This window comes from Uliginosibacterium sangjuense, from assembly GCF_059132465.1.
In genome coordinates this window covers 3,913,335-3,925,959 of record NZ_CP101132.1, presented here as the reverse complement: position 1 = coordinate 3,925,959, position 12,625 = coordinate 3,913,335, and the positions used below count along the sequence as shown (strand labels likewise).

The window sequence follows — 12,625 nt, the reverse complement described above, 5'->3', positions numbered from 1 at the left end:
GGGCGCCACGCCAGGTTTCCAGCAAGTGATTGAGTACGTGGTCGATGAACACCGCGCAGCCAGACGCACCGGCCTGGCCATGCGATCGCGCTGGATCAGAGCGCTCTTCTTGCCCCAGGAGAAATGACGTGAACACTCTCATGACCGGCTCTTGTCTGTGTGGCGCGGTGAAATACCACGCCGCCGCCGAACCTGTGATCACCGGAAATTGCCACTGCCGGGATTGCCAACGCAGCTCGGGGAGTGCTTATGCCCCGGTCTTCTTCGTTCCCGTTGCCGCGCTCTACATCGAGGGGAGCGTCCGCTATTACGAGAGCATCGGTGGCAGCGGGGCCAAGGTGCGGAGAGGTTTCTGCCCCACCTGTGGATCACAGCTTTTCGCCGTTGCCGAATCCATGCCGGGGCTGATCTCGGTGCGGGCTGGCACCCTGGATGACACGAGCCACTATGTTCCCAGCGCCGATGTCTTCGTCAGTCAGGCCGCAGCGTGGGACCACATTCCAGACACTGCCCTGCAATTCGCGACCCTGCCGCCGGCGCCGCCGACAAGGCAGGCGTGACGCGTTCATCCAACCCGTATCGGAGCGATGACATGACGCCTGAGAGAGTGAGTTTTGTCAGCGGCGGTAATCTGCTGCAGGGGTTGCTCTACCACCCTGCCCGGCCGGCGCCGAGCCCAGGAGTCGTGGTCACCGGGTCGTGGACCAGCGTGAAGGAGCAGATGCCTGCTACCTACGCGCAGGCATTGGCCCGGCGTGGTTACGCGGCCTTGTGCTTCGACTTCCGTGGGTGGGGCGAGTCGCCCGGTACGCCGCGCTATCTGGAAGACCCGACGCGCAAGACGGCGGACATCGTGGCGGCTTTCGATTTCCTGGTGGGTCACGAGGCGGTCGACGCGCAGCGCATCGCGGGCCTGGGCATCTGCGCCTCGGCGGGCTACATGAGCCATGCGGCGGCGGCCAGCCCGGTGCCACGGGCGGTGTGCCTGGTGGCGCCCTGGTTGCATGACGCCGGAATCGTGGATGAGGTGTACGGTGGCGCGCAAGGCGTGGCCGCGTTGATCGCCAAGTCGCGCACAGCCGAGAACGGGGGCGAGACGGTGATCGAGGCGGCCAGCATGACCAACCCTGCAGCCTTGATGTACCAGGCTCCGTACTACACCGAACCGGCGCGCGGGCTCATTCCGCAGTATGACAATCAGTTTGACCTTCGCTCGTGGGAGCCTTGGTTGAGCTTCGACGGCATCGCGGCGGCGGATCGCTTGAGCGTGCCTACCTGCATCGTGCACTCGCGCACCGCGGCGATCCCGCACGGTGCGGAGCGCTTCGCCGAGCGACTCGGATCGCGTGCCAGTCTGGTCTGGCTGGAGGGATTCAGCCAGTTCGATTTCTACGATCGCGCCGACGCGGTCGGGTCGGCTCTGCGTCATGTCGAGGCTCACCTGCGCGCCTCTTTCGAGTCATCAGGAGATCTTGCGTGAGTCAGTCAGAAAATTCTGCGTCCCGGCGGGACATCGCGGCGCTGAAGGCCGCCGTCCGCAACTTTGGTGCCTTTGCCGATGCCAGCCTGTTCACGCATCTGGAGGCCTTGTTCGCGCCGCGCGTGTACGTGGATTACCAGTCCCTCTCCGGTCAGCCGCCTGAGAGCAAGGACGCGGCCACCTTGATGCGCGAGTGGGCGGGGGTGCTGCCCGGCTTCGACCTCACCTTCCATGACATCGACGAGGTCGGTGTCGACCTGCGCGGCGAGACCGCCGCCGTCGGCGCGCGCGTCAGTGCCGATCACTTCGTGGCCGGGCTGTTCTGGCAGGTGCGCGGCCAGTACGAATTCGTGTTCCGGCGTGTCGATGGGCGGTGGAAGATCGAGGCCCTGCGCTTCCTGCTGCGTGAGGAGGAGGGAACGCGCGAAGTGTTTGGCCCGGCGATCGAGGCGGTGCGGCTGCGTACCGTGAACGGGGACTTCCTGCGGCGATGAACGCGTCGCCCGGCGTTGGCGCTGGGTGTTGGTTCAGCGCCGCGCCATCACCCGCACCGGCACCTCGCGATAGATCACGAAGCCCAGGCGCTCGTACAGGCCACGCGCGCCGGCGTTGTCGTGCATCACGTGCAGGAAGGGTTGTTCCCCGCGTTGCACCTGGCGTTGCAGCAGCTTCAGCATGAGGCGTCGTGCCAGGCCGCGCCCTTGGGCTGCCGGGTGGGTGCATACCCCGCTGATCTCGCGGAAGTCGCCCGCCTGCATGCGCTCGCCGGCCATCGCGATGAGCTGGCCGTCCTCGAAGTAGCCGAAGTAGTCCCCCAGCTCCAGGGTGCGCAGGCCGAAGGGCCCGGGCTTGGTGAGCAGCGCGAGTTCGAGTGCCTGCGCGGCATGCTCGGCGCCCAGCGGTTGCGCGTCCGGCGCGGCATCGCCCTCTGGCAGGGTGCCCGCCCACACCATGCGGAACATGCTGGACTCGGCTTCGACCTGCCAGTCCGCCGGCACGGCGCCCAGCCATTCGGCGCAGTAGAAATGCTCGTCCAGCTCGCAATGCGGCGTCAGTGCCGCGAAGTCAGGCGCCAGCGGATCGGCGAAACCGAGGATGGGCGAGAAGCCGCGCGCATAGCGACGCGCCGTGTCGCCGCCCGTGGCGAACTGTGCCTGGCGGCCGCTGAGTGCATGCCAGATGACGTTGTCGAGCAGGGACATGAGGGCTCCGGTGGCAGGGTGTTGAGACTGCAAGAGCAAGTGGGCGCGGAGGGGTGGGTGTTACCTGCGCGCAGCGCTATCAGTCTATGCCTGGGCTTTGCTGGCAGGCGTCCAGCGCCAGGTAGAACGACGCGACGTGCAAGGACTGGGAGAACTCGGACTTCGCGATCATCTCCCTGATCTGCGCAACCGAGGCGAACGATACGGCAATGTCCTCCGAGGCATCGAGCTTCTGGTCGCCCTGGCGGGTCAAGCCGAGGGCGAGAAAGACATGCAGGCGATTTGTCTGCCTGGCCGGATTGGCGAACAGCGTGGCGACCGGTCGCCACGCCTGCGCCACATAGCCCGTCTCTTCCAGCAACTCGCGCTGAGCGGCCACGAGCGCGGCTTCGCCCGCGTCGACGACCCCGCCGGGCAGCTCTACGCAGACGGTATCCGCGGCGTAGCGGTACTGCCGGATGACCAGGACCTGGCCGTGTTCGTCCTGGGCGAAGACGTGGACCCAGTCGTTCTCCTCGACCACGTAGTAGGGATCGAGGACGACACCATTCGGCAGCTCGCAACGGTCCGCGCGAACGGCCAGCCAGCGGTCACGGACGAGGTCTTCAGAGTGGAGGCGACGCCAGGCTTTCATGGTTTGTCTTGTGGTTTGACTGGTGGGGCCCCGATGTTGCCATGTCCGGGCCGTGACGGCTGCACGGCTAGATCTGGGTGGGTTTCACCTTTCCGGCTGCCAGCTTCGCCCGGCTGCGCGCCTCGTCGATGTCGTCCGCGCAGGCCACGGCCACGCCCATGCGGCGCTTGACGAAGCTCTCCGGCTTGCCGAACAGGCGCAGCTCGGATTCGGGCACGGCCAGCGCGTCGGCCACGCCCTCGTAGGCGATGCCGATGGCATCGACGCCGCCGTAGATCACGGCCGAGGCGCCGGGGCGGCGCTGGGTGGTGTCGACGGGCAGGCCCAGGATGGCGCGCGCATGCAGCTCGAATTCGGACAGGCGCTGGGTCGCCAGGGTGACCAGGCCGGTGTCGTGCGGGCGCGGGCTGACCTCGGAGAACCAGACTTCGTCGCCCTTCACGAACAGCTCGACGCCAAACACCCCGCGTCCGCCCAGCGCCTCGGTGACGCGCAGCGCGATGTCGCGCGCGCGCTGGCGGGCCAGGGGGGACATGGGCTGCGGCTGCCAGGATTCGACGTAGTCGCCCTTCACTTGCACATGGCCGATGGGTTCGCACAGATGGGTGTGCAGCGCGCCGTCGGCGGCGGGCGCACGCACCGCGAGCTGGGTGATCTCGTAGTCGAAGTCGATCAGCGACTCGACGATCACGCGCGTGTCGCGCACGCGGCCGGCGGCCAGTGCGTGTTCCCACGCGGGCGCCACGTCCTGTGGGCCTCGCAGCAGAGATTGCCCTTTGCCGGAGGAGGACATCACCGGCTTCACGAAGCAGGGGTAGCCGATGCCGGCGTCGATGGCGGCCTGCAGTTCCGCCTGCGAGGAGGCGAAGGCATAGGCCGAGGTGGGCAGGCCCAGCTCTTCGGCGGCAAGGCGACGGATGCCTTCGCGGTTCATGGTGAGCTGGATCGCACGCGCGTTGGGAATCACTTCGGCCAGCCCCGCGTGCTCGACCTCGGCCAGCACGCTGGTGGCGAGTGCTTCGATCTCCGGCACGATAAGTTGCGGACGCTCGGCTTCGATCAGCGCGCGCAGTGCGTGCGCGTCGGTCATGTCGATCACATGCGCGCGATGCGCCACTTGCATGCCGGGGGCGTTCGCGTAGCGGTCGACCGCAATGACTTCGACGCCCAGGCGCTGCAGCGCGATGATGACTTCCTTGCCGAGTTCGCCGGCGCCCAGCAGCATGACGCGGGCGGCGGAGGGGCTCAGCGGGGTGCCGATGCGGGTGGGGAGAGAGGCGGCCATGGTGTGCTCTTCAAGGTGCAAATGCGGAAGGTACACATGCTAGCGCGCGGGTGCCGCGGCGGCCGGAGCGAGATCAAGCCCAGGCTGGCCGGGCGGCGTCTGCCGCGCGGCCACTGACATGAGCCTGATTGGCGGTGCGACTGCTCCCCTAGGACACCACGCTCACGCTGGCCGAGCCTGCGGGCACGCTCAGCGTCACGTTGCGCGCAATGCGTGCTGACGTGGGCGCTGCGCTGCCGACCAGGCGGTTGAGCTGGCGGAAGGTGCAGGTGAGGGCCGTCTTGCTCAGGCTCACGACCGCGTAGCCCTGTGCATCGGTGCTGATGTACTTGATCCAGGGGTTGCTCGCGAGCCCGGCCAACTGGGTCGCCAGCCCGAGCAGGGTTTGCGAGAAGGCCGTGTCTGCCTTGAGCCCGGCGAGCACGGCGTTGGTGGTGGTGTCCAGGTTGGCTTCCGGCAGGCCCAGCGCGGCAAGCCCGCCGCGCACGCGCACGCGTGCCTGCTCCGCCAGCTCATCGAGGCTTGGGGCTTGGCGGGCGAGGGTGAAGTCGAACAGGTTGAACTGGATGTCGAGCGTGCCCAGGCCACTCACTGGAATGCTGAGCGGGTAGAACACCAGGGTCGAGAGGGCAGAACCCTGGGTGGCTTCGGCGAAGTAGCTGAAAAATGAGTCGGAGCTGATGCCGGCGGTGACGAGATCCACCATCACCGGGCTGCCCTGGCCGCTGGCGTCGTAGTCGTCATGCACTGTGCCGGCGTGGAAGGAGTGCAGGTCGCCGGTGAGCGCCACCACGTTGCGGATGCCCTGGGTCTTGAGGTGGCCGAGCAGATCCTTGCGCTCGGCGTTGTAGCCATCCCACTGGTCGCAGTTGAGCAGGAACTTGCTGAAGTAGGGCGCCAGCGCGGTGGCCTGGCCGCTGGCCTGGACGAAGCTGGAGGCCGCACCCTTGGCCTGGATGTCGGGCTTGATATAGCCAAACGCGATGGTCTGGGCGGCGGCTGCCGTCTGCGCAGTGGCGCCAGCTACGGCTGTGGCGGCGTTGAAGGCGGCAACCGCGATGCCGGCCTGGGGCGCGCTGAGGCCTGCACCCGTAGCGGCGGACAACAAGTTGCCGTTGCTTGCGCTGGCCGTCGCGATGGCCGTGCCCGCGGCGGCAGCGGTGCTGTTGCTGGCGCCGGCCGTGACCGCAGCGACGATCGCACCGGCGACCGGGATGTTTCCACCCGTGCTGCCTGCCGTGCCGCCGATGCTGGTGGCCAGGCTGCTCACCGCGTTGAGGGCCAGCAGCGTGGCAATGGCGTCCGTGCCGTTGAGCCCCATGCGCAGCAGGGAGACCTCGTTGCACCACAGCTTCCAGGTCGAGGTCGAGGACTTGAGGGTGTCCTTCCACCATTGGCGCTGGGTGTCGCCCAGTATCGAGACGGGGCTCAGCGGATTGGCGTCGCGCGCCTGGGCGGCGAGCATCTTCTGGGCTTCGATGCTGTCGCGCGCGCTTTGTGGCACGAAGTAGCGCGAGCCGGTCGAGGCGCCGACCGCCGCTTCCGGGATGATGTGATCGGCACGGTACAGGCGTTCGTCCGTCACCACGAAGTGGGCGAGCCGGCCGAACTTCAGGTCGCGGTACAGGCGCACCGTGTCGAAGCCGCTCACGCTGTCGTCGAAGCGCACATCGGCCGGCATGAACTCGAACCAGGCCTGGTTGGCGCCGCGCCGGCGCGGCGTCTGGTGGGCGTTGTCGCCGGCACCGCTGAGCGCATCGTAGCTGCCGTTGCTGTAGGTCTCGCAGTCCTGCCAGCAGTCGTCGGAGAACTCGTGATCGTCCCAGATCGCAATGAAGGCGAAGCGCTCATGCACGGCCTGCAGGCGCGGGTCGCTGCGGTAGCGCTTGTAAAGGTAGCGGTAGTCCGCCAGTTCGCTCGCGTAGCGGGCCCCGCTGTTGCCGGACTTGTACTGCCCTACCGGGAATACAAGCTGGCCGTGACGCAATTCCACCGCGCCGCTCTGGAAGCTCTCGCCCACGGTTTCGTAGATGTAGTCGCCAAGGTGCACGATCAGGTCGAGCGATTCGTTCTGCGCGATCTCCTCGAAACCGGCCCAGTGATTCACGGTCCAGTCCTGGCAGGTGATGAAGGCAAAGCGCAGGGAGTCGACGTCCGCATCGACGGCGGGTGCCGTGCGGAAACGCCCGACACGCGACCGCTGCTCGCCGGCGATGAACTGGTAGTAGTACGTGGTGGCGGGCAGCAGCCCGGTTACCTTGTTGCGCACGGTGTGGTCCCAACGCGCCAGCACCGGGATGCGCGCATCCACTGCGAGGGGGCCGCCCAGGCTCTGGTTGCTGCCCAGCAGCGCTGCGTTGTCGCTGGCGCTCACGACCAGCCGGATGCTGAAGTCGCCAGCCTCGCTGGCGGTAAGCACATCGTCGGCCGTGCTGGGCACGACCCGCGTCCACAGCACCACGCCATCTGCCGTCGGGTCGCCCGCGGCAAGGCTCTGCGGGAATTTCCAGGCCGCTCCGGTGGCCAGCGGCGGCAGGGTGTCGGGTGCGCTTGTTTCGCTGCTCGCGCCATCGCCGCCGCAGCCGGTCAGGCCGCCCAAGGCGACGGACAGGGTCAGAAAGCCGGAGCGATGCAGGAACTGTCTTCTATCCATGGTGAGGCCTCGTCGAATGCATGCCGCCCACTGAAGGGGCGAGCCGATGAGCCTCACTCTAGGGGCACGCTGTTACCCCAGGATTTCAGGCATGACAATGGAGTGAGCGGGACGCTAGCCGAGGTAGAAGTACAGGCCGGGCAGCGGTTGGTCCTGGTCGTAGCGGATCGGTGCGCGTGCCATGCGTTCCACCGTGAAGCCGTGCGCGTCGGCGAGGCGGCGGATGTACGACTCCGCGTGCGCATAGCGCAGGCTGGGCAGCAGTTGCCATTCCACCGCCTCGGTCGGTTCCTCGACGGTGAAGGCGAAGCAGCCGCCGGGGGCGAGCAGGCGGCGCACCTCGCGGAACACCGCGTCCAGTTCGCCCACGTAGATGAACACATCGGCGGCGAGCACCAGGTCCGGGTGGCCATCCGCCGTGGCGAGGTACTCGGCGATGTCGGCGTGGATCAGCTCGCGGTAGATGCCCAGTTGGCGTGCCTGGGCGAGCATGGCCTGCGAGATGTCGACGCCGTCGAGTACCTCGACCAGGGGCTGCAACTGCGGCCCGCACAGGCCGGTGCCACAGCCCAGGTCGAGCGCATGCCGGAAACGGCGCTGCCCGAGCAGCAGGGGTTGCAGCAGGAACTTGTAGCCCTGGTAGCGCAACTGGTCCACGACATGCGACTGGAATTCCTCGGCGTATTCGTCGAACAGGGCTTCGACATAGCTGCGCGGCGGATGCGGCGTGGCGCTGCCGCGCACCGAGGCGAGGTAGTAGCGGCTCAGCTCGGGGTCGGCGCCGCAGGCCAGGGCCTGCTCGAAGCAGGCGGCGGCGGCTTCGAACTGCAGCGCTTCGCGCAACAGGTTGCCGCGCAGGGTCCAGGCATGGGCGTGTTGCGGGTCGATCTTGATGGCGCGCTCGAAGGCCTGCATGGCCTCGGGCGCCTGGCCCAAACGCAGCAGGCATTGGCCCAGGCGGACCTGCAGCTCGGCCTGGTTTGGCGACAGCGCGCTGGCCCGGCGTAGCGCGTCGGCGGCCTCCTGCCAGCGGGCCAGCTCGGTCAGCGCCAGGCCCAGGCAGGTCCAGGCATCGGCGTAGTCGGGATCTGCCACGGTAGCCTGCTGCAGCAAGGGCAGGGCGTCCTCGGGGCGGCCCAGGCGGTAGAGCGTGATGCCCAGGTTGCCCAGCACCGAAGGGCGGCCCGGTGCATGGGTTAGGGCCGCGGAGAAGGCCTCACGCGCTGCGTCCAGTTCGCCGGCTTCGAAACGGGCGACGCCCTGCAAGAAGAGTTCGCGGGCTTTTTCGAGATCGGTCGTCATGGCTGGCGTGGCGGTGTGTGCGGCGGTCGGTCGGGCATTGTGCTTGAGCGGGGCGGCGGGCGCCAAGCGGGGGTGCCGTCTGCGGCCAGTGGGCAGCGGCACTGGATATGCTTATCCTGCGGGTTCAGGCATGTGGGCGAAGTGGGTGGGGCGGATGAAATACCTGAGACTGGTCATATTCGGTGTGTTGTTGGGCAGTGCCCTGGCCTTCAGCCTGAGCCTGGCGCGGGCGCTCGACGAGCGTGGCGAGTTGCGCGGCCGTGGCTGGTATGCGCTGCCGCGCCATTCGGCCGGGATCGCGCCGGACCCGCAGCAGACGAAGGACGTCGCCATCGTGCAAGTGTACGCGGCGCCGACCTACGGCTGGCGTGGCGTGGTGGCGGTGCATAGCTGGCTGATCTTCAAACGCGCGGGCGAGGTGGCCTACACCCGCTACGACGTGATCGGCTGGGGCGGCAGCCGGGTGGTGCGGCAGGACTACGCCGTGCCTGACGGCTTGTGGTTCGGCGCACAGCCGCGCCTGCTGGTGGATCATCGCGGTGCGGCCGCGGCGGCCATGATCCCCGCCATCGAGACGGCGGTGTCCGGCTACCCCTATGCCGACACCTACCGCGCCTGGCCGGGGCCCAACAGCAATACCTTCATCGCCCACATCGGGCGCGAGGTGCCAGCACTGGGCCTGGACCTGCCAGCCAATGCCATCGGCAAGGACTACCGCTCGTGGTCCAGCCCGCTGGGGCTGTCGTCCACCGGGCGTGGCCTGCACTTCTCGCTGGGTGGCCTGCTGGGGCTCTCGGTGGGCGTGGAGGAGGGCGTCGAACTCAACCTGCTGGGCCTGCACCTGGGGGTGGATCTGAACCGGCCGGCCCTGCGCCTGCCCTTCGTCGGTCGTCTGGGTATGGATGACAGGGCCGAGGGCGAGGATGAAGCGGTGCCGCCGGACGCGGGCGGCTGAGCCCGCTCAGCCGTGGGCCTGGGTGCCAGCCTTGAGGGCCTCGCGCACACAGGCTTCGGCTTCCATCTCCGCCAGGAAGGCGCTGGTCCAGCGTGTGACGCGCGGCAGACAGGATTGCTGTGCCGCGCGCTGTTCCGGAATGTCGAAGTACTCCGGGTCATGCAGGTAGGGCTCACGCATCGCGCCCACATCGGCCGCGTCGTGGCTGAGGTCGACGATGCGGCCGCCGATGCGGTTGTACTGGTGCTGATAGTGGCCCTCGATCTCACCGCCGAACAATTGCTGCATGAACAGCGAGCCGTACTTGCAGGCCCCGGACAGGTCGACCGGCGCCCCTGCGTGGCGCTCCAGCGCGAAGTCGCACCACATGCGGAAGGCGAAGTCCTTGGCCAGGGCGAAACGCGCGTAGCTGTAGCGCAGATGGGCGGTGGGCGGGGTCATCGATAGCCTTCCTCGCGCAGCACGCGTTGCACCACCGGGCGCTCGCGCATCAGCGCGTAGTGCGCAGCCAGCCGTGCGGGCAGGGTGAGGCCCAGCTTGTCGGCCCAGAAGCAGAGGTAGAACAGGGCCGGGTCGGCGATGCTGAAGCCGCCAATGGCGTAGCCCTCCGGGTCGAGCTGGGCGGCAAGCAGGGCCAGCGCTTCGCCGACGATCTCGTGCCCGCGTGCTTGCACGGCATCGTTTGGCAAACCGGGAGCGACATAGGCCTCGGGCGTGAAGATGCGGGTGTAGCCCTGGCCGTGACAGTGGCCCACGGCATAGGCCAGCAGGCCGATGGTGCGCGCCGCCTGCAGCGGGTCTTCCGGCAGCAGCTTGCGCCGCGGGTGGCGCCAGGCCAGCCAGCACGAGATCGCCAGGTAGTCGGTCAGCACCTGGCCGTCATCCAGCGCCAGCGTGGGGATCGTGCCCTTGGGGTTGAGCGCCAGATACTCGGCTTTGCGGTGATCGCCCGCCGGCATGTTCACGATCCAGGCCTCGAAGGGCAGCTCCAGCTCTTCCAGCAGGATGTGGATGCCGGTGCTGCACGAGCCGGGCGCCATGTAGAAGCGCATCGCCATCTCAGGCCAGCTCCAGCACTTGTGGATCGTCGTCGCCGATCTGGATGGTGGCGCGCATGAGCCGGCCGTCGTCGGCGTACACATAGTCGTGCGTCATCTCGATCTCGCCATACACGCGCTTCTCGATGCGGCACAGGCGCGCGCGCAGGTCGTACTCGGCAACGAACCAGGTGTTGCGGTTGCGCAGGGCGCCTTCCTCCAACTCTTCCATCAGTTGCAGGGGCAGCTTCACGCCGCTGTAGGAGAGGAAGTAACGCCGCGTCAGCGTGGTATCCATGTTGCTTGTGTCCGCTTGTACAGGGAGCGATTGAAGGGAGAGCTGCGATGACTGTGGAACAACTGCTTGCCGTCCTGCGCGATGCACCACGCGATGCCACGGTATTGATCGAAGGCGACGACGGTTACTCGCCGCTGGGCAGTGTGAGCGTCGACCACCTGCAGGCCGGAATGCCGCCGGAGCTGATCCTGCATCCCGACATGACGCCGGACTGATCACGGCGCGGCGGGCGGCGCGCAAGGCGTGGCCGGGTGGGCACAACCCTCGCGGGGTGGGCGCGCCGTACTGCGCCGACCGAGTTGCGCATCGAGCATGGCTTCGTCGAAGCCGACCAGGCGGCTGCCATCCTCCAGCTCCATCAGCGGGCGGCGGATCAGCAGGGGCTCCTCCAGCAGCAAGGCCAGCGCGGCGTCGGCATCCAGCCGCTCGGGCACGATCTCGCTGCTGCGCAGCTTGCGGGCGGCACGGTTGAACCAGTCGGGCACCGGCAGCGGGGCCAGGAAGGCAAGCAGGCTTTCGCGCGTCCACGGCCAGGTGCCCAGGTCGCGCACCTCCAGGGCGTGGCCGTTGGCCTCCAGCCAGGCGCGCTGCTTGGCGTTGCCGCCACAGCCGGGTTTCTCGTAGAACACGATGCGTGCCATCAGCGGCGCCCTCCGATATTGCTGTGTAGCGACAGGAGTTGTCGCGTTTGTATCTCGATGCGGTGGCGCACGTCGGGGTCGATGCGACGGATCCACTGGCGCGGGAAGGCGCGCGTGCCGAAGCGTGCGCCAGCCAGCATGCCGGCCAGTGCGCCGGTGGTATCGGCATCGTCGCCGCGATTGACCACCGCGATCAGGCAGCTCTCGAAATCTTCATGACTGAAGAAGTGGTGCAACACGGTCTGCACGGTGTCGACGACGTAGCCGGTGGCACGCCCGCGGTAGCGGCTGATCGAGAACTTGGGCTCGGCCTCGAACAGCTCGTCGGCGATGGCGCGCACCGTGCTCATCGGCTCGCCGCGCAGCAGCGCTGACGTCATGCGTGCGAGTGCCACGTTGGCGAGGTCCGACAGCGGGTGGGCATGGGTGATGCGGCCCTGTGCCAGGCTGTGCGCCACGAGCGCCTGCTCATCATCGAGGAAGCCCAGCACCACTGGCAGGTTGCGCATGACCGCGCCGTTGCCAGCATCGCCCTCGTTGAACTGCGCCTCCAGCGAACCGTCCATCATGTAGCGACGGATGCCGCGCCGGCAGGTGTGGCCGCAATCGACCGGCATGCCGCGCATCCAGCCGACGTACCGCTCGGCCACCTCGCGCAGGTCCCAGCCGCGCGTCTTGACGATGGCATCTCCCAGCGCGAGCGCCATGGTGGTGTCGTCGGTCACCTGCCCGGGCTTGAGCTTGAGCCAGCCCCCGCCGATCACCTGGCGGTGGGTGCCGTAAGTGGCCATGATCTCGCGTGGCGTCATGAACTCCACCGTCGCCCCCAGTGCATCGCCTATGGCGAGCCCAAGATACGCCCCCAGCGCGCGGTCGAGCAGCGACAGCGGCGGGTTGCCGTCAGTGGGTGAGGCGGGGCGGTCGAGCAGTGCAGCGGACATGTGCCATTCCCTCGGCTCATCGTCGTTCCCGCGAAGGCGGGAACCCAGTGACTTTGAAAGACGCTGGATTCCTGCCTTCGCAGGAATGACGGCGTTCCATGTTTGGAAGCTGTTCATGATTCTGTATGGCGCTCGAACCCCTCCCCAACCCTCCCCTTGTCAGGGGAGGGCGTTGTGCTCGCCCGGTTTGGGTGGCT

Annotated in this window: 15 protein-coding genes; 5 read left to right on the top strand and 10 right to left on the bottom strand. The window is 67.8% G+C overall.

The window, feature by feature from the left end; all coding sequences use genetic code 11:
- Positions 1 to 128: 128 nt before the first annotated feature.
- The 3 genes from NMB43_RS18125 to NMB43_RS18115 are packed head-to-tail and all read left to right on the top strand — an operon-like array spanning position 129 to position 1,974.
- On the top strand, positions 129 to 560 hold the full coding sequence (locus NMB43_RS18125; protein WP_494349569.1) for a GFA family protein: 432 nt from the start codon (positions 129 to 131) through the stop codon (positions 558 to 560).
- Positions 561 to 592: 32 nt separating this feature from the next.
- A complete protein-coding gene (locus NMB43_RS18120) occupies positions 593 to 1,480 on the top strand; it encodes an alpha/beta hydrolase (RefSeq protein ID WP_494349568.1) in 888 nt (295 codons plus the stop codon).
- Entirely contained in the window at positions 1,477 to 1,974 is a 498-nt protein-coding gene (locus NMB43_RS18115) for a nuclear transport factor 2 family protein (protein ID WP_494349567.1), read from the top strand. The genes NMB43_RS18120 and NMB43_RS18115 overlap by 4 nt, the downstream gene beginning before the upstream one ends.
- 33 nt (positions 1,975 to 2,007) lie before the next feature.
- Here the strand turns inward: NMB43_RS18115 and NMB43_RS18110 are convergent, their stop codons facing one another.
- The 5 genes from NMB43_RS18110 to NMB43_RS18090 all read right to left on the bottom strand — a co-directional run bounded on the left by NMB43_RS18110 (position 2,008) and on the right by NMB43_RS18090 (position 8,622).
- Positions 2,008 to 2,682 carry a GNAT family N-acetyltransferase gene (locus tag NMB43_RS18110; RefSeq protein ID WP_494349566.1) on the bottom strand — a complete coding sequence of 225 codons (675 nt, stop codon included), beginning with the start codon at positions 2,680 to 2,682 and terminating at the stop codon, positions 2,008 to 2,010.
- A 79-nt stretch (positions 2,683 to 2,761) separates the two neighbouring features.
- On the bottom strand, positions 2,762 to 3,316 hold the full coding sequence (locus tag NMB43_RS18105; protein WP_494349565.1) for an NUDIX hydrolase: 555 nt from the start codon (positions 3,314 to 3,316) through the stop codon (positions 2,762 to 2,764).
- A gap of 67 nt (positions 3,317 to 3,383) precedes the next feature.
- A complete protein-coding gene (gene purT, locus NMB43_RS18100) occupies positions 3,384 to 4,601 on the bottom strand; it encodes a formate-dependent phosphoribosylglycinamide formyltransferase (RefSeq protein WP_494349564.1) in 1,218 nt (405 codons plus the stop codon).
- A 148-nt stretch (positions 4,602 to 4,749) separates the two neighbouring features.
- Entirely contained in the window at positions 4,750 to 7,254 is a 2,505-nt protein-coding gene (locus tag NMB43_RS18095; protein ID WP_494349563.1) for an alkaline phosphatase D family protein, read from the bottom strand.
- A gap of 114 nt (positions 7,255 to 7,368) precedes the next feature.
- Positions 7,369 to 8,622: a tetratricopeptide repeat protein gene (locus NMB43_RS18090; protein ID WP_494349562.1), complete on the bottom strand. Its 1,254-nt coding sequence runs from the start codon at positions 8,620 to 8,622 to the stop codon at positions 7,369 to 7,371.
- An 88-nt stretch (positions 8,623 to 8,710) separates the two neighbouring features.
- Between NMB43_RS18090 and NMB43_RS18085 the strand changes: the two genes are divergently transcribed.
- Positions 8,711 to 9,511: a DUF3750 domain-containing protein gene (locus tag NMB43_RS18085; protein WP_494349561.1), complete on the top strand. Its 801-nt coding sequence runs from the start codon at positions 8,711 to 8,713 to the stop codon at positions 9,509 to 9,511.
- Between the two features lie 6 nt (positions 9,512 to 9,517).
- On the opposite strand, the gene NMB43_RS18080 is transcribed toward NMB43_RS18085, so the two are convergent.
- From NMB43_RS18080 to NMB43_RS18070, 3 genes are read right to left on the bottom strand one after another with little or no spacing between them, the layout of a single operon-like run.
- Positions 9,518 to 9,952 carry a hypothetical protein gene (locus NMB43_RS18080; protein WP_494349560.1) on the bottom strand — a complete coding sequence of 145 codons (435 nt, stop codon included), beginning with the start codon at positions 9,950 to 9,952 and terminating at the stop codon, positions 9,518 to 9,520.
- Positions 9,949 to 10,569: a glutathione S-transferase family protein gene (locus tag NMB43_RS18075; RefSeq protein WP_494349559.1), complete on the bottom strand. Its 621-nt coding sequence runs from the start codon at positions 10,567 to 10,569 to the stop codon at positions 9,949 to 9,951. Before NMB43_RS18075 ends, NMB43_RS18080 begins: the two co-directional genes overlap by 4 nt.
- Before the next feature lies 1 nt (position 10,570).
- Positions 10,571 to 10,846 carry a DUF6156 family protein gene (locus NMB43_RS18070; protein ID WP_494349558.1) on the bottom strand — a complete coding sequence of 92 codons (276 nt, stop codon included), beginning with the start codon at positions 10,844 to 10,846 and terminating at the stop codon, positions 10,571 to 10,573.
- Positions 10,847 to 10,893: 47 nt separating this feature from the next.
- Here NMB43_RS18070 and NMB43_RS18065 point away from each other — a divergent pair, with 47 nt between their 5' ends.
- Positions 10,894 to 11,061 (top strand): hypothetical protein, encoded by a 168-nt coding sequence (locus tag NMB43_RS18065; RefSeq protein WP_494349557.1) that lies wholly within the window; start codon positions 10,894 to 10,896, stop codon positions 11,059 to 11,061.
- Here the strand turns inward: NMB43_RS18065 and NMB43_RS18060 are convergent, their stop codons facing one another.
- Together NMB43_RS18060 and draG are read right to left on the bottom strand one after the other, a co-directional pair.
- Positions 11,062 to 11,487 carry an ArsC/Spx/MgsR family protein gene (locus NMB43_RS18060; RefSeq protein WP_494349556.1) on the bottom strand — a complete coding sequence of 142 codons (426 nt, stop codon included), beginning with the start codon at positions 11,485 to 11,487 and terminating at the stop codon, positions 11,062 to 11,064. It abuts the gene before it with no gap.
- A complete protein-coding gene (draG, locus tag NMB43_RS18055; RefSeq protein ID WP_494349555.1) occupies positions 11,487 to 12,428 on the bottom strand; it encodes an ADP-ribosyl-[dinitrogen reductase] hydrolase in 942 nt (313 codons plus the stop codon). The genes NMB43_RS18060 and draG overlap by 1 nt, the downstream gene beginning before the upstream one ends.
- Between the last annotated feature and the right edge of the window lie 197 nt (positions 12,429 to 12,625).